This is a genomic window from Streptococcus sp. oral taxon 431, from assembly GCF_023115445.1.
In the GTDB taxonomy this organism is placed as follows: Bacteria; Bacillota; Bacilli; order Lactobacillales; family Streptococcaceae; genus Streptococcus.
In genome coordinates this window covers 16,049-34,352 of record NZ_JALDUI010000013.1, presented here as the reverse complement: position 1 = coordinate 34,352, position 18,304 = coordinate 16,049, and the positions used below count along the sequence as shown (strand labels likewise).

The window sequence follows — 18,304 nt, the reverse complement described above, 5'->3', positions numbered from 1 at the left end:
GAACAATACCAGATTCTGTTTATCAGAAAACTAGTTTTGTCCGCTTTTTATAATCGAGATTAGTCTCTTGATCCAATCTCTATGACTTAGATGCTTTTACATCATCTTATTCGTCGTCTTTTTTCTTTCCTATAGCAAACATACCAAGAAGTGCTCCTACAACACCAACGGCTGCAAGGCCGGCATTTTCTTTAGTACCTGTCTCTGGGAGCTTGTATAGATGACTTGCAGGTGCTTGGTAGGTCTTATCTTGTGACATAGCAAGAGCTACAAGAGACTGCTCATCTGTGTATTCTGGAATCTCATGGACAGCTCCTTCTGCCCCATTGACACCACCTGTGAATTCTGGAACTACTTCTTGAACAGCTGCTGCTTCACCATTCACACCACCAGTAAATTTTGGGACTTCATGGATAGCTGCTTCTGCTCCATTGACACTGCCTGTGAATTCTGGGCTTACTTCCTGAACAGCTACTTCATCGCCTGCTGTGCCAATAGCTCCTGTATATTCTGGAACTTCTTGAACAGCTGCTTCGACTGCGTTAACACCGCCTGTGAATTCTGGGACTTCTACTACTGGTGCTGCCTCATCACCTGCTGTGCCAATAACTTCAGTGTATTCTGGAACTTCTTGAACAGCTGCTTCGACTGCGTTAACGCCGCCTGTGAATTCTGGGACTTCTACTACTGGTGCTGCCTCATCACCTGCTGTGCCAATAGCTTCAGTGTATTCTGGAGCTTCATGAACAGCTGCTTCAACACCATTTACGCCACCAGTAAATTCTGGGACTTCTACTACCGGTGCTGGCTCATCACCTGCTGTGCCAATAGCTTCAGTGTATTCTGGAACTTCATGGATAGCTGCTTCGACACCATTTACGCCACCAGTAAATTCTGGGACTTCTACTACTGGTGCTGGCTCATCACCCTTACTTGTAGTTGGAGCTGGTTTCTCTGGTTCTTCTGGCAGTTCTTGGTGGAAGGTCGTCATTTCGTAGAACTCTGGTTTGCCACCTTCCCAAACGAGTTTGACATCCAATAATGGAGACTTATCTCTGACAGCAAATGTTTGGAAGCTTGAGGTAATCTCACCTAGTTCTGACCAAGCATCTACTTTATCTTCTTTCAGAGTACGAGCAAGCACACGAGCTTTCACTCCTTGAGGAAGACTTGAAACAAGTCGGATATGATTTGCATCTGTCGGTTCTGACAAGTGGTAGACAAGCTCACCTTGTTCTTTCTCAGCCTTGTAGCTTGTCAAGACTTTACCATCAACAATATTAGTGTAAAGGTTGCCTTGGCTTTCACCGCTGTTTCCTTCTACAGTTGGGTCATTGATTGGTTTCACAAATTCACCATCATTGATAACCAACTCAGTGAAGCCTACAAAACGAGCATCGTAGTCTGCTGTAAATAGAACGCGGAGGTAGTTGGCTTTAACTGGGCTTGAAAGTTCACCCTCGATGTAACGATTTCCTGGCATCTTAGAATCATGTGTCCATCCATCTGTCAAGGAATCATCACGAGTTTCATTGGCAACGCCGTCACCAACAGTGACAACATCGGTCCAAGTCTTACCATCTTGACTGACCTGAATCTTACCATCCCGAAGATAGTTTTGAGTGCCGTCTTGGATGTAAGCTCTAATCTTCTTGATGTCACGTTCGCTACCAAGTTTAAGAGTGATATGACCATCTTTACGAGCATAATCTGAGAATTCTACAAAATTATTGTAAACACCATCGAACAATTGATCCAAGTTCTTAATCTTACGAACATCATTTCTACCGTATGTCGGATGGATTCCCATTGATGTAGAATCAAGTGTGGTTGGTTGAACTTCTTTGGTCTGAACAAGTAGAGATGTTGCTGTCACTGCTTGTTCTTGATCAGTCTTATTAAACAGACGAACATAACGTACCAAGGACTTATCAGTCACTTGATCAGCTGAATACCATTCTTGGGCGTTTGGAGAGTATTCCAAGTTGAGGGATGGATTTGCTGTACCAAGTGCTTGAATGCTTTCAGCTTGGTGAAGACGATCAAGTTTCATACCCAAGTAGCTATGAGCTGGAAGCTTAGTTCCGCTTGGAATTTGCAGGTCATAACGGCCTAGGCTATCATAAACTGGAGTTGACTTCAAGCTTTCAACGTTTGTATCAGTCAATTCGCTATTGCCTGCACGTGTTTCAACTGAGAAGTCAGCGATACGCCACCATAGGTTGATGTTCTTAGTATTGCGAACACGGACGTAGCGAGCTGAAATTGGAGTTTCAATTTCTTTAGTTTGTTCACCAGTCAAGCGATCCAACTCTTGCCATGAAGTTCCATCTGTAGAATACTCAAGAACACCTTCTGCCAATTTATCTCCTGATCCTTGAACAAGACGAACCTTAGTCACAGGTTTGACTTCACCCAAGTCTAGTTGTACCCAACCATCAACAGGAGTTGTATCAGTGCGATCAGCATTTGCAAGCATAGCTTCCGTATTATCACGTCCGTCTGTAATTTGACCAACTGTTGTGTTGTACTTGTACATAAGATTTGGACTGATAGTCAAAGTAGCTGACTGTTTAGCACGAGTAACTTCTACAGGACGGTTCACAGCGATTTCTCGTACAGCAAACCAAGTGTTCTCACGATCTGAAGTCGCAATCATGCGAACAGCTTTAGCATTGATATTGAGATTTTCAAATTTAAGAAGAGGCTCATTACCAGTGTAGCTTGGTTCTGAAAGGGTTACCCACTCATCATTTTCATTGAGATACTCAACCTTAGCGTTGTTAAAGGTATCACGAGGATTTGCTTGAGTTCCCATTGCAAAGGTCAAGTTTTGAATTGAAACAGCTTTATTAAATCTCAAGCCAATGTAATCACCAGTCTTGATACTGTTTGGCGATTTGATTAATGCATGTGTTCCTAAATCTCCGTCAGTTACTTCAGCAAGTCCACCTTCGACACCTGTACGGTTTGTGATAAAGGTACTAATGACTTGGTCAGGATGCAAGGCTTTTTGAACTTCTGTTGCAAGGATTTCACGAAGGCCAAGCAAGAATGGACGGATATGTTGAACACCCAACTCAGCTCTCTCATCATGGTCTACATAATGAAAGGTATAAGTTTGAGACTGTTCATATAGTTTCAATCCCTTATAGTAGCTATCCCAAAGTTTTGCAGAATCATTGGTTTCGATAGCTTCTGTACCATCAAGAAGAGCACTCAAGGCATCCATTTGGTCAATGGTATTGTCCAACCAATAGTGGATTTGAGCACGCATCTTTTCATCACCAGATGCTTTATAAAGTTGTGCTGCAGCTTTTAGTTTAGCAAATTCTGCACGCAATTCTTGACGCTCTGCGCTGACATCTTGACCAGCTTTCAACTTAGACATGAAGGTTGCCAATTTCGGTGCAAGTTCAACAGACTCTTCCAACTTAACAACACGACCATCCATGTTTTGGTTAATCATGTGTTTACCAAGTTCACGGAAGGCAACTGATGCTTCGCTATCTGTAAACTTACCGTTTTCAACAAAGTTAAAGGCGATGTCATTTACTTTCTTAGCTTCTTCTTCAGACTTCCATTGTTTCCATGCATATTGAGCTGCAGAGAAGAGGGCAATTTTAGAAGGCTCAGATTGTTGCATTGGGTTCAACATGATTCCTGAAAGGAGACTAGGATCTACATTCGGATGAAGGAATTTCTCACCACCACCCAAGATTAAATGTTGTTTAGAGTTATCTGTAACAGGCCAATTGACCCATAGAGAAACTGGACGGTAGGTCTTACCACCTGCAGTAAGGTTATTCTTAAGATTTGAAAGGAAGTTTTCTGACACTTCACCCCAAATCTTACCACCAGTAAGGGTCATAGAAGTCGAGGTTGGAAGGTTTTCGTTGAGTGCTTTCAACTCATCTTCACGTCCATTACCCCAATACTGACCAGGGACAAAAATCATTTCCTTACGAAGGCCAACATAAGTTGCTTGTTTTTCAGTCAACCAGTCTGTCATGTCCTTCATCAAGCGGTTGTAGCTATTGTAGCCACCAACTGGACTTGGAGCATCATCTGCCAAAATACCGAACTCACGGACACCGACGTTCATCAATTGAGTGAACTTAGCCTTAATAGTTTCAAGGTCTTTTTGGTAGTCAGCATCGTTTCCGAATCGGATACGATTGTTCATGAATGGGTGAATGGTCCATACATAACGAGTTTTGTTTTGATTTCCGACACGTGCCAATTCACGGATTTCTGCAAGTTTTTCTTCTGGATAAAGTTCACGCCACTTCTTGTTGTGGTATGGATCGTCTTTTGGTGCGAAGAAGTATTGAGTCAACTTCAAGTCACCACCATAGCGCATCAATTCTGCACGATCAGCATTGCTCCAAGGGTTACCATAGTATCCTTCGATAAAGCCACGGTTCTTAATTTCAGCGTAGTCTTCAACTGTTACATTACGCAAGACTGGTGCCTCGCTCTCATTAAGCATGTGTTTGAGAGTCGTTAAACCGTAAAAGACAGCATCTGTGTCTTTACCGACGATAGAGATTGTATTGTTCTTAATTGACAAGGCATAGGCATCAATCTTATCAAAGAGTCCTTGAGAAATTCCAGACACTTCTTTTTCAGCCTGTGAATTTTGACCATGAACACCAAGGTAGATGTTAGTAGCACCCGCCACTGCTGTTTGACTGCTTGTGTATGAGATTTGATGATCTTGCAGAACACTCTTCAAGCGGTTGCGAGTATAGATGTCTAATTGATCTCCCATGACAAGATTGACTTGTTTATGGAGTTTCGTAACACCTTCATCATAAGTTACTTTTTGTGGTGTTGGGAAGACCTTGTATTCTTTTTTGAGATAGTCTTGACTTTGTGCTGCAGCAGTAACTACGTCGTCACTAGCAGGTTTGCTAGCTACAAAGTTATCAGCAAGTTCAGTTGTACCATCTCCCATTTCCTCAACTTTAGGTTTTTCTGGAGTTACAGGCTTCTCTGGAGTCACTGGTTTTTCTGGAGCAACTGGCTCTTCTGATTCGCTATCAGAAAGTGGCTTGAGTAGTTGAATTTCTGCGGCACTACCAAATCCACCGACACCTGATAAGACCTTAAATTCTACCTTATCCGTTTCAACTGCATCAAAGTTAACAGTCTTCTCTTTACTATTATTTTCCCAAGTTCCTGAAGCAACTTTAACCATTTGACCATCTTTTTGAGCATAGATTTCGTAAGAAGTCACGACTCCGTTGCCACCACCTGGACGTGAAAGATAGGTTAAGCCATTTACTTTTTCTGCTGCTTTCAAGTTCATAGCAACTGTATAAGGAGCATGGTCTCCAGTCCATTTTGAATGCCAGAAGGTATTTGGATCATTGTCGAAGGCTTTTTCTACTGGACCTTCTGCATTGGTTCCTGGTGTTTCCTGACTCGTTGCAGAAGCTGTAAAGTGATCCGTTGGAATCAAACGTGGGTTTACAAATGCTTCATTTGACAACTCAGCGCTATGCAAGATTCCTTTGAAGCCACCGATTGTTTCAAGAGGTAGAACTAAACTATTGTGAGCAAAGCGAGGGTAAGCAGGATTTGCAATACGTTCAACCTTTTCACCATCTACATAAACTTCAGTCACTTGTGGTTTGGTTACAACAGAGATTTGATAACGTTTGTTCTTCTCGAGTTTCTTGTTAAATTGGATATGGAATTGTTCAAATTTATAAGCGAGGTAGCCATCCTTATCCGCAAGATAAAGTTGGTTGTCTCCGCTAGTTGAGAAGGTTTGTTGACCATCACCAGTTACAGTAACATCCAATTTCAAGACATGACTAGGACCAACATCACCAACAAGACCTTCGATAGTGCTATCTTTTTCGAAGTTCAAACCTGCTTCAGTCTTCTGTACTTTCTTAGCAAGATAATCTTTGATAGTTTCTGGATTGATCTTGAACAAGTCGCTTTCTTCTACTGTCTTATCAGGGTTAGATTGCGGTGCATAAACACTTGTTGGCAAGGTACGCTCTGCAAAAGTCTTACCTGCACGATCAGATCCCCAAGTGCGTTCTGCAGTTGTTTGCATACTCTTGAAGAAGCGTTTAAAGATATCGTAAGAAGTAAGTCCAGTTTCGTGAAGGTCAATATTGTCATTCCATACAGCGTGACCACCACCGATGATATTTGGATTAGATGCTTCTAGGCGTGGTCCTCCACCTGTTGTAAAGTCATTTGGAGTCCAACTATTGTATTGGCGCTCATAACTTGCATAGTCTCCGTAACCACCTTGACTATTGCTTCCGCTTGGAACACTATAGGTTGGAATATCTGTGATATTGATAATCTTAGCACCTTGAGCAATGGCAGCTGCTGGGCGTTGCCATCCCAGACTCCAGATATCCACTTCTACATCTTTCCAATCAACTGGCGTAGTTCCTTGTTTAGCAGAGAGTGAACCCCAAATACGTGGTGTTAAGCCCTTGCCTTTGATATACTTGATGAGGTCATTGACATAGCGACGATAACTTTCTGGACTTCCATAGTACTCATCTGTACCGATATGAACTGTAGATACACCATGGAGCGGTGCGTCTTCGCCATCGAGCAATTTATCATAGACTGATTTGACAAAAGCAAGCGTTTCTTCGTACTTGTTGTCCAAGTCCAACATAGCCACACGTTCTACATTGTGTTTACCTCTATAGTCACTAAGACTGCCTTTATACATAAGATCAGGTCTAACCTTAACAAATGAAAGAGCGTGACCTGGTGTGTCAATTTCAGGAACAAGGTTGATATGCAAAGCTTTTGCCAACTTGATAATTTCTTGCATTTCTTCCTTAGTGTAATGCTCGTCAGATGTTAATTTTTCACCATTTTCACCGACAACATCAGTCTCTACACGGAAGCCTGTCTTGGCATTTTTAAGAACATAAGCCAGTTCTTCATCTTGAGAAAGATTCTTACCAGCCAAGTGGTCTTTTAAGAAGATATAGTTGTCATTCAAGTGCAACTGAAGATCGTTCATCTTGTAGTAGGCCATGTTGAGCATGATGTCTACAAGCGTATCATAAGGAATAAACTTACGACCTGTATCTAGCATAAAGCCACGGTGACTGAAGCTTGGGAAGTCACGGATTTCTCCGTTTTGTAGGTCGTTTTCCCCCATTTGAAGGAGAGTACGAGTTGCGTAAAAGGCTCCTGCGTTGGTCGCCGCTTCTACTGTAATAACTCCATCTTTAATGGTGATACCATAGCCTTCTTTACCATACCCCTTATCTTCAACCTTTTTAAATTCAATCCGTTTTTGAGCTGTTTGATCACCTGTAGCGATTTCTAGCCCACGACTTTCAAGGTCAGTCTGATAGAATTTTGCTTCTTGACCAAATCCAGAATCGCCAACTGAAATCACGGTATCAGCTGTAATAGAAGTTTTGCCTTCAGTTCCATACCATTGTTGAACTGCTGGAGCAACTGCTGGTTTGGTTCCAACACCTTCGTCTGCATGTAACCCTTTAATAAGGACTTCAAATTCTTTTGTGAAGGTATGAGTATCCTTGACTTGTTGGACCATGACCTTAACAGTTTGGTCTGTTAAGGGTTTATAGATTTTGTTATTTAGGTCAACAACCCCCTGTTTGTTGCTACCAATCAAGCTGACTTGACCTGGTAATTTAGGTAAAACAAGTGATTTCCCATCTTCAGCAACCGCTAATTCTGTGACTTGGCGAATATCTGTTGGTTTGCTAGCGTCTGGAATGTTTGAGTAGGCACGAATTTCTTGAATCCCAACATTTTTCCAATTCATTGTACCAGCTTGATAGTCTGTAATTTCAAGTTTGAGGTATTTAGCTTGGATAGCTTCTTTCAAGTCAACCTTTTCATCAAGTACAGGTGTTCCTGTTCTTTGATGAGCCAACTTCCATTCTTTGTTACCTGAACCATTTACATCATCCTGGCCAGCGTAGTAGAGATTCCAAGATTTGATATTTGGATCGTTTTGTTGACCACGAAGACGGCGATCCCAATCAATTTCCACATGCTTAATTACAGTTGTCTTCTCAAGTGTAAATTCGATTGTTGGTTTCTCAACGTTTTGGTCAGTAGCCCAACGAGTATCAGGTTTGCCATCAATTGCCTTTTCTGCTGTAAATGGTGTGTTGGCTTCATGGTTTGAAGTTGTTGCAGTAGCCTTTTCTAGATGATTGACATCTGGTGTATCTACTACATCTTTAGTCGCAGGAGTTGCAGCTGGTTTCGCCTCAGAAGCTGCTTCCTCTTTAGGAGCAGGAGTTTCAGTTGGTTTTGGAGTAGTTGTTTCAGCTGCAGTTGCTCCAGTTTCTGACCCTGCAGGTTGTTCATCTACAGTTCCAGCACTTGCTTCTGCTTTTTCAATAGCTGCTGCTATATCTGCTGGCAGTTTATCAAGAGGCTGAGCTTGTGTTACCGTACCTTCTGTCTCTGCAGGTCCTTCTGTTTCAGCAGCCTGAACCGCACTAGCTCCAAAGATACTGGCACCAATCATAACAGAAGCTGCACCGATTGTAAATTTACGTATACTGTAATGACACCGTTTCTCAAAAAAATGTTTTCCCATTTTTTCCTATTTCCTTTCATACGCTCACAAGTGGTAAGCGTTCTCATTCCTCTTTAGAAAAAGAGAGGACCTAGAGGGTCCTCTCTGGGTTTTCTTTTTCTCCACGACAATGATTGTGGAGTCTAAGCTCTCTTTTATTGAAAACTTTTTTGTATTTTAATCTTCTTTTCTTTTGACAGCTAAGAGTGCTGCTGAAACTGCCATGCTGACACTAGCGATGAAGAGAGCTGTTTCAGAATTATATTCACCCGTATTTGGAAGAACATTTGAATGTGACTCTTTAGATGTATCTTTATTCTCTACTAAATCTTCTCGATACTCTGGTTTTTCCACTACAGGGGCAGGTTGGTTACCTACTGTACCAATTTGGCCTTTGTATTCTGGAATTTCATGGATTGCGCCATCACTTCCATTCACACCTCCGGTAAACTCTGGTACTTCATGAATTGCGGATTCGGTACCATTTACACCACCTGTGAATTCTGGTGCTTGGCTCACAGCTGCTTCTGCTGCGTTAACTCCACCCTTGAATTCTGGAACTTCATTTACAGCTACTTCTTCTCCTGCCGTTCCAACTACTCCTGTATACTCTGGAAGTTCTACAACTGGCGCTGCTTCATCGCCTGCTGTGCCAAGAACTCCAGTGTATTCTGGAACCTCTACAACTGGGGCTGCTTCATCGCCCGCTGTGCCAAGAACGCCAGTGTATTCTGGAACCTCTACAACTGGGGCTGCTTCATCGCCTGCTGTGCCAAGAACTCCAGTGTATTCTGGAACCTCTACAACTGGGGCTGCTTCATCGCCTGCTGTGCCAAGAACGCCAGTGTATTCTGGAACCTCTACAACTGGGGCTGCTTCATCACCTGCTGTACCGATTGGTTCTGTGTACTCTGGAACTTCATGGATTGCGGCTTCAACACCATTTACACCACCTGTGAATTCTGGAAGGTCAACAACTGGCGCAACTTCGTCACCCTTGCTTGAAGTTGGAGTTTCAGGTTTAGGTTTTGGAGTTGGTTCTGGATCTGGAGTTGGAGTAGGTGTTTGGTCTTTCAATTGGTCGAGATAATCTGCAAAGTATTCAAGCATTCTATTTGTCAAGAGATGATTATCTGTTGCAAATTTCATGCTGGCAACAACACTTGCTACTTCCTCTTGATTGCTCTTATCAGTCAATTTTTGAGCTTTAGCCAAGGCTGCTTCATAAGCTGTAGTATCAAGACCAGTTTCAGCAACTTGTGGACGAGCGAAGATCAATTCTGCAGCAGATTGATATCTATTGCCACCATCTCCGTAAGTTCTTGTTCCTGTTAGGACAATCTTCTTAGCTTTGATAGTCTTGCCAAAGTCGATATCTTTTGGCTTATTGTTATCAGCCCAATTGGTTGCATTGAAGGTATGTTCCTTACCTGTTTCATCAGTAACCACAAGAGTGACATCTCTCAAGTTACCATTTGATCCTGAACCACGTGGAACGTAACGGAAGCCAGTAATTTCAGTTGGTTCCTTCAAAACCATAGTTGCAGGTTTACCAACATCTCCTCCGCTCCATGATGTATGCCATAGACTTGACACGTTGCCATCAAAGGCATTTTCAAGACCTTCTTGAGCCTGAGCAGGAGCTGTAAGACTTGCAAAGTCATCTGCTACAAGAGCTGTTTTCTTCATCACTAAAGCGTCTTTAAGAGCATTGACCTTAGCAATTTCAGACTTAGCTTCTTCTACACTGATATCATCATCTGCTTGACTGAGGTTGAAGACAGCTTCTTTCAAAGCATCCATTGTTTCTTTAGTGTAGTTGGTCATAGCAACAGTTGGAAGATAGTTCTTGACAGCATTTTCTGTCATCATCTTACCAGTCAAGACAATTTCTTCGATTTGAAGTCTGTCCATGATGAAGTCATTGTAGCCACGGAAGTTAGCATTACCACCAGAGTCTCCGCGAGTGTTGCTTGCATTACCTGTAGAGTAGATACCTACCCATGTATCGCCAGTTTCTGCACCTGTTACTAGGAAGGTTGCACGTTTCGCTTTCTTAGAATCTGTCCAAGTATTTGGCAATTCATGCACTTCCAAATTACCTGCTTGTCCAGATTGGAATTCTCCCTTACCGACTACAAAGGCGTAAGTATTGTCAGATCCAGCTTCATAGTCAAATGTAATACGGTAGGTCTTGCCTGCTTCAAAGCGGAAGTTTTGTGGAATTGTTTGGTAAACCAAGTTACGACGACTTACGAGACCATTTGTCTTGAGTGACCAATTTCCTTCGATAACGTCATCAACTTTCTTGCCATTCCAATCACGTTGTGTGTATGGTCCATGTTTTTCAGACAAGTGAGTACGGTTGTCTTCAACACCTTCGATACCACCGATGACAAATGGGAAGATACCTTGACCAACATTTTCAAAGTCTTGTTTGAAGACGCCTGTTGCAGTATCGTGACCATCCCCGTACATATTTGATTCATTTTCAAAAGTACGGATTTCATCAAAGTAAGTTGCTTCATCGCCTGCTTCACGACTCAAGGTCAAGGTTACATTTGATACATCTGAACCTGTTGTGAAGAAAGCATACATATTTTGGAAGTAACTTGTGTTATCAACTGTTGCATTACTTCGACGAGTATTGTGAGCATAGGCTTTTACATAGTTAAGAGCTAGTGACTTGTTGGTGTAGTTGGTTACTTCTTTTTCACCAGTATTAACGGTAATACTTGCTTTAGCATTACTACGGTTGTCTACACCGACATAGACTGCGTATTTAGTATTTGGCTTCAAGCCAGTCAATTTTTGAGTGAGACTAACTTTTTCTTTATTGCCTTGGATGCGGAGCATTTGGTTTGCACCTTGAGACTTCACGATTTCAGCCTTAGAAGCATCTCCCGAAATCTTCCAATGATCCAAAGATTCACTGTTAAATCCTTGGTCATAGATGTGCATTCCTTCACTCCATGACATTTCTGGATTTGTTTGTTTAGAACGATAGAGAACATAAGGTTGATTTGCAGTGAGGTCAAGGGTAATCTTACCATCTTTCACGGCAACTTCTTTTTCCTCAGTCTTACCTTGGTCAGTTAGTTTATAAAGGTAAACTTTACCATTTGCCCAGTCGCTAGGAAGTGTCCAAGTTGTTGCACCTGCTTCAGTATTGAAGTAGTACATTTTTTCCTTGTCACTTTCAAGTTTATTACCATTTGCATCCCAGTTCCAAGGTGTCAAGTAGGCTGAACCATCTTGGATCACACGACCATTGAGCGTAACTGTCCGTTCACGATATTGTGGACTGTTGACATCATTGGATTTACGAGTTACAACAACCTTGTTATTTGCAGCATCGACCAACTCGACTTTCATTTCTGGAGTCCATTTATAGGTACTACCATTGTCAGACATGGTTACTGGTTTGCCATTTTCCCATTTGCTGACTGTGAAGTGTTGGAAGTACTTAGTCATAACATCATGAGCAAACAAGTTTGTTACATAACCGTTATAGTCACTACGTCCTTGCCATCCTTCAAAGTCCTTCATGCTATAACCGCCTAGAAGTGGGTAGTCAGCTGCACCACCATAACTTCTGTAGTCACCAACCCAAGAATCTTTTTGGTGGTTACGGATAAAGCGAGTGATGGCACTGTTAATACCTTTATTTGTATAGCCACCGTAGGTCAAGTCAGCTGCCCAGTGTTGGAAGGTAGAATCATATTCACCACCATGGCCCCACTCAATAGCAAAACGCCAACCCTGTTTGTTAATTTCTTTCGCAATAACGTGAGTTGCCCAGGCACCGTTGTCACCTGATTGACCGTTACCCCATACGTCGACATAGATGAAGTCTAAACCTTCACCCAATTCCTTCTTCAACTCTTCCCAACGCGCTAAACGTCCATGAGCCAAGTCATAAGCTGCATCGATATTAATACCTTGGTCAAGCCAGTTCCAACCATAGCTGTAGCTTCCATCTGGATTCTTACGAAGAATATTTTCGTTAAAGTATTTAGACTCAGGATAAGTTTCAGAAGCGTTAACGTGAATACCTAGATGAGCTCCATATTTCTTCGCTTTCTCAATCAAAGCCTTGAAGTCTTCGACACCACCAATACGTTTACCAATATCAGCATAGTTCAAGTGTCCAGAGTCATGACCTTCACTTCCGTATCCCTTAAGAAGTACACCTTGACCAAGACCATCGGTGTGGAGGTTGATCTTCTTGATACCATCCAAGGTCATGAGGAATGGGTTTTGCGCTTGTGAACCAAAGTTCATAGCGATACGGTAAGCTGTAATGTCTTTAACTTTTTCCCAACCTTGAGGGTTGTTCATGATACTGCGGTAAGCAATCGCACCATCTTGCCAGTCAACCTTATGGTCAGCATTGGCATCTTCCGTGATGACAACTTTTGCACTTGGAAGTTCTTGAGTGTATGCTGGGAAGACAACTCCGTTGTGGGCTTTTTCCCATTGCCATTCAGAACTATGAATTTCCACGTAGTTAGCATTGCCAATCGTATTCTTATAAGCTGTCAAACGTGTCCAGTCGTAAGAACCACCACCATAGCTATTTTGTGAGTTGCTCCATACACCTGCTGCAAGCTTGTCTGTTGAAACAAATCCATACATGTAACCTTTTGCCAAATCTTTCATTGGATTTGTTACTTCGATATGGTCGTCACCACTTACGTGAGTGTTGTTTGACATGGTTGCCCCATCAAACTTAGCTCCTGCTTGGTCGCTTGATACAGATACCAAGGCATTTCCTAGGAAGCTGATTGAAGAAAGTAGTTTGCGTTCATCATCAATCTTCTGTCCTGGTGTTACTTGGTTATGGTTGACAATCTTAGTTACATCAAAGTGAAGTTGATTGTCCACCACTTGCAAACGAACGGTCATATCTGCATTGATGAGGTTTTCCTCATCACGGAGTTTCATTTCATACTCGGCAGTCGTTGCATTAATCTTCTTATAAGTAACTTCAGGAGTCACAGCGTGCTTGTTAATCACAACTTGATTAATCGGTTGCACTTGACCTGGAAGCTTGTTGCCATTTAGGACGTACTCTTTAATACGTGGGAAGGCTTGGTCGATGACTGCTTTCAATACTGTAGATTCGATCGTGTCATATTTGACTTTGCTATCGTCTACTGTATCACCTTTTTCTTTTTCAGCAGCCTCTTGGTCGTTTTTCACGCCTTCTTGGTCATCCGTTTTGACATTGACAATGGTTCTCTCACTGCTATAGCTTCCAGCCTTAAGAACGATTTTCTTCTCATCTTTGAGCTTGTCATTTACAGCAGATGGTAAGGTAAGTGTGTCAAAAAGTTTGACATCGTTGTTAGTTGCATTGAGCTGTCCATCTGATTTAAGGCTGATGGTCAAGTGGTTGACAGAACCATTTACTGGAGCTGCAACACGTCCACCTTGGTACCAAAGTCCACTTCCATTTGACTTGTATTCCCAGAACCATCCACCTTGGTCGTAACCTACAAAAACGTTGTTATCAGTGTCTTTGAATTTCATGAAGACACCAAAGCGTGATTTACCTGTTTCAGATTCTTCTTTAAAGGTCAAATCAACTGTAGCATTTCCATTAGCATCGACTGTCAAACCAGCTTTTTCAAACAAGGCTGGTTTCTTACCATTGTCATTTTGAGCAGTTGAAGCTAGTTGGTTGTAACGAACTCCATTTTCTTCACGGATTGTTACTGTTCCCTGTTGGTCTTTATTTTCAACTGTTTTCCATTCTGGAGTAACTTCTTTTGATTCAGTCGGTTTATTCTCAGCTGGTTTATTCTCAGCTGGTTTATTTTCAGCTGGCTTGTTTTCAGCAGGTTTATTTTCTGCTGGTGTTTCTTCTTTTGGCTTATCTTCCTTAGGTTTATCCTCTTTTGGTTTTTCTTCTTTATCTTCTACTTGCTTATCCAAAGCATCTAGACCAGCTGGTTTCGTTGTTTCAATACCCTTGATGTAGTTTTGAATCCACTCTAGCTGAGCAGGTGAGAAGAGAATACCTCCACTACGTTTACCAGATACACCATTTTGATGAATACCAATCAATTTCCCATTTTCATCGAAAATTCCACCACCGCTGGCACCAGGTTCACTTCCTTGATAGCTAATGCCACGAACACCTTCTCCGTGATTGTTAATAGCTTCAACAGTGGTATTAAGGATTGGATCGAGCTCGCCTTTTGGATAACCAAAAACATGCACCTTATCTCCCACCTTAATTGTAGATGGTTTATCCAAAACTTCAACTGGAGCATTTGCAAGTGGACTGCGAAGTTTGACAATGGCTAAGTCATTTTTATAACCTTTTAGGAAACCTTCACGATCCCAGTGTTTCACATCATTCTTACTGAATTTGACGTCCGGTGCCCCTTTGTAAGAAACTGTATAAACATCGTCATCACTTTCAACATTATCAGCTACTTTACGATTATTGCCATCTGGAACATCTTTGATAAAGTTATGAGAAACAGACAAAACGAGATTTTCCCCGATAACGATACCACTACCGAGCCCAGCAGAGCTTTTAATTTCGACAGTCGCACCGTAGTTTAATTCTCCATTTTTTGTTTTAGCTACTTCTTCTGGAACTAAGCTTTTATCTTCTTTTTCTAGTTCTTCTTTTGAGGCAGTGCGGCCATTTTCTTCAGCCTTATCAAGTTTTCCACGTAGTTCTTCAGGAAGAGTATCTGAAGCTGCTGAGCTTGTTGCAGTTGCAGTTTCTGTTGCCAGCAATTCTTCTTCAGTCTTTGGTCCTTCAGTTACTTCAGGAGAACCCTGATCTTCACCAGGTTTTGGCGCTTCAAAGTCATGCCCATCATCCTCTTTAGCATTGGCAAGAGCTGCCGCCAAATCAGCTGGCATATTCGCTGTTGAACCTGTTTGTGCAGAATCTGCGAGAACAGTGCTAGTTCCAAAGAAAGCTGCACCAATCATAACAGAAGCAACTCCTAATGAAAATTTCCGAATACTATATTTGCAACGTTTTTCAAATAATCCTTTATCCATCGGTTTTTTTGTTCCTTTCAGTTTACCAAGTAAGCGTTTGCATTTTATTTTAAAAAAATATCCTCCTCAATTTTTAAACACTTCTGGATAAACATATAATTTTTTCTATACCAATTTAATATATCAAAAACAGTTTGAAAAATCAATAGTTTAATAGGTAAAACTAGTAAAAGTAAAATCCAATTATTGGGCAAGTCTGAAACGATTTTCAGATGGCCTTATTTCTAAAGAAATCGCTATTAAAAAAGAAACTCTATCTAAAAAGTTAGACCAATTTTGACTAACTTTTCAATAAAGTTTCCATGCATTTTTATACTATTTTTACGTTTTTTATTGTTGTAAAACCTTTCGTGGTTTGGTTCCTTCTGCTGGACCAATAACCCCAGCCATCTCTAATTCTTCCATCAAGCGAGTTGCTCGGTTAAAACCAACTGATAATCTACGTTGAATCATGGATGCGCTCGCTTTTTGAGTTTCAATGACCAGAGCCTTAGCTTCTTCAAATAGTGGATCTCCACCTTCATCTCCTGTGCCAGACTCACCTTCTGTCTCAGAAACCTCTCCGGGATCAAAGCTTTCATCATAATCAGCATCTGCTTGAGCCTTGATAAAACTAACAATACGCTCAACATCATCATCAGAGATAAAGGAGCCTTGCAGACGAACAGGGTGATTTTCATCGATTGGCTTGAAGAGCATATCCCCTCGACCAAGCAATTTCTCAGCACCATTTTCATCCAAAATCGTACGAGAATCCGTTCCAGAAGATACAGCAAAGGCTACACGTGACGGCACATTGGCCTTAATCAGACCAGAAATAACATCCACTGAAGGACGCTGCGTAGCAAGGATCATATGAATACCAGCTGCACGCGCCTTCTGCCCAAGACGGATAATAGCATCTTCTACTTCCTTGCTAGCTACCATCATGAGGTCAGCTAACTCATCGACAATCACAACGATCAAAGGAAGAGGTACTTGTTTATACTCAGATTGAGCGTTGAACTCCTCCACCTTAGCATTAAAACCAGCAATATTACGAACGCCAATTTTTGCAAAGAGTTCATAACGATTTTCCATCTCATCCACGACTTTTTGAAGGGCCTTGCTGGCCTTACGAGGATTGGTCACAACTGGAATCAAAAGGTGTGGAATATCATTATAGACTGACAACTCAACCATCTTCGGATCCACCATCATAAACTTGACTTGGTCTGGACGCGCCTTCATGAGAATACTTGCAATGATACCATTGACTGCAACAGATTTACCAGAACCTGTCGAACCAGCCACTAGCAAGTGAGGCATTTTGGCTAGGTCAAAACTACGAGCTGTTCCGTTAACTGCTTTCCCAAGGGGAATTTCTAGCAGATTTTCAGGTTTAGTTTGCGATTGTTCCCAGAGCTCTCGGAAGGAGACTGTCGCAATCTCTGAGTTAGGCACTTCAATCCCGACTAAGGATTTCCCTGGAATTGGAGCTTCGATACGGACATCTTTAGCAGCCAAGGCCAGAGCCAAGTCGTCTGCTAGATTGGAAATACGATTGACACGAACACCAACTGCTGGCTTGACTTCGTACTTGGTTACTGATGGGCCAATTTCAGCGCGTTCAACCGTTACCTTGATACCAAAACTTGCAAAGGTTTCTTCCAAAATCTTGATATTCTCGCGAACGATTTTCTTTTCCTTGGACTGGTCTTTTGGCTTATCGGGTGCAAAGAGTTGCAAGCTTGGAAGTTTGTATTCCAAAGCTTTTTTAGCAGAAAAATCTACCTCAACATCTTCATCCTCTAAGAACTCATCTTCCTCTGGAAAATCAACTTCACTAGGAAGATCATAGTCTGCTTGAGGGAGAATAATTTCAGGTTCTATCCATTCTTCCTCTGGAAGGGGTGGTAAATCATCAAAGTGAACAGGAGGAGCTTCTAAAATCTCGCCAGTTTCCATATCAACAGGAGGTATATCCAATAAGGCTTGCTCTGCTTGTTCTTTTTCTAGTCTTTCCTGTTCCTCTGCTTCCTTACGAGCTTTTTCTTCTTCTCGTTTGATAAAACGTTCCTGTTTCTTCTGCTCGCGTCGCTCCATCCAAAGGGCAAAACGTGCTCCAAGGAAATCAGCGACATCATAGACAGACCAGGGACTAACTAGAAGAGCACCGATCAAGATTAAGATAGCTCCGATAAAGTAAGTACCAATATTTGAAAAGAGAAAGGCGACTGGAATATAAAGAGCAACACCTAGAAGCCCTCCTCCAGCAAAGCTAGTCACACGAAAACCTGTCAAATCTGTCAAAACTTGGGCTAAAGTTCCCTTTAAGACAGACTGCTCGATGCCATATTTCCATACTAGATAAGCTTCAAAAATCAGCAATAAGCCTGAAAAAATGCAAAGAAAACCTGAGATCAGACCTTCTTGCTTCCGAATCCATTTGAAGAAAAAAAGATAGACTAGAACGACAAAAATGACCAGATAGGCCAGACTTCCTACTAGTAATCGAATAAGGTTATAGAGCGTGAGTCCAACTGCTCCTAATCTCAGAGCAGCGAACATTAAGCAAAAAGCTATGACTAAAGAAATTAACATCCTTTGGATAGCTTGCTTTCTTTCTAATTCAGCTTTTGACGGTCTCCGTCTTGTTTTACTTGTATTCTTGTTTGCCATTCTTCTATTATACCATATTTCAGAAACATCTAGAGAAATCAAAAA

General features: G+C 41.8%; 3 protein-coding genes. All 3 read right to left on the bottom strand.

The genetic code is table 11. The features are described 5' to 3' along the window. Positions 1-106 precede the first annotated feature (106 nt). The 3 genes from M1R56_RS07350 to M1R56_RS07340 all read right to left on the bottom strand — a co-directional run bounded on the left by M1R56_RS07350 (position 107) and on the right by M1R56_RS07340 (position 18,259). Positions 107-8,587: an SIALI-17 repeat-containing surface protein gene (locus M1R56_RS07350; RefSeq protein ID WP_248035400.1), complete on the bottom strand. Its 8,481-nt coding sequence runs from the start codon at positions 8,585-8,587 to the stop codon at positions 107-109. A gap of 156 nt (positions 8,588-8,743) precedes the next feature. Then, positions 8,744-15,598 (bottom strand): SpGH101 family endo-alpha-N-acetylgalactosaminidase, encoded by a 6,855-nt coding sequence (locus M1R56_RS07345; protein ID WP_248035399.1) that lies wholly within the window; start codon positions 15,596-15,598, stop codon positions 8,744-8,746. Between the two features lie 330 nt (positions 15,599-15,928). Continuing rightward, positions 15,929-18,259 (bottom strand): DNA translocase FtsK, encoded by a 2,331-nt coding sequence (locus M1R56_RS07340; RefSeq protein ID WP_348982770.1) that lies wholly within the window; start codon positions 18,257-18,259, stop codon positions 15,929-15,931. Between the last annotated feature and the right edge of the window lie 45 nt (positions 18,260-18,304).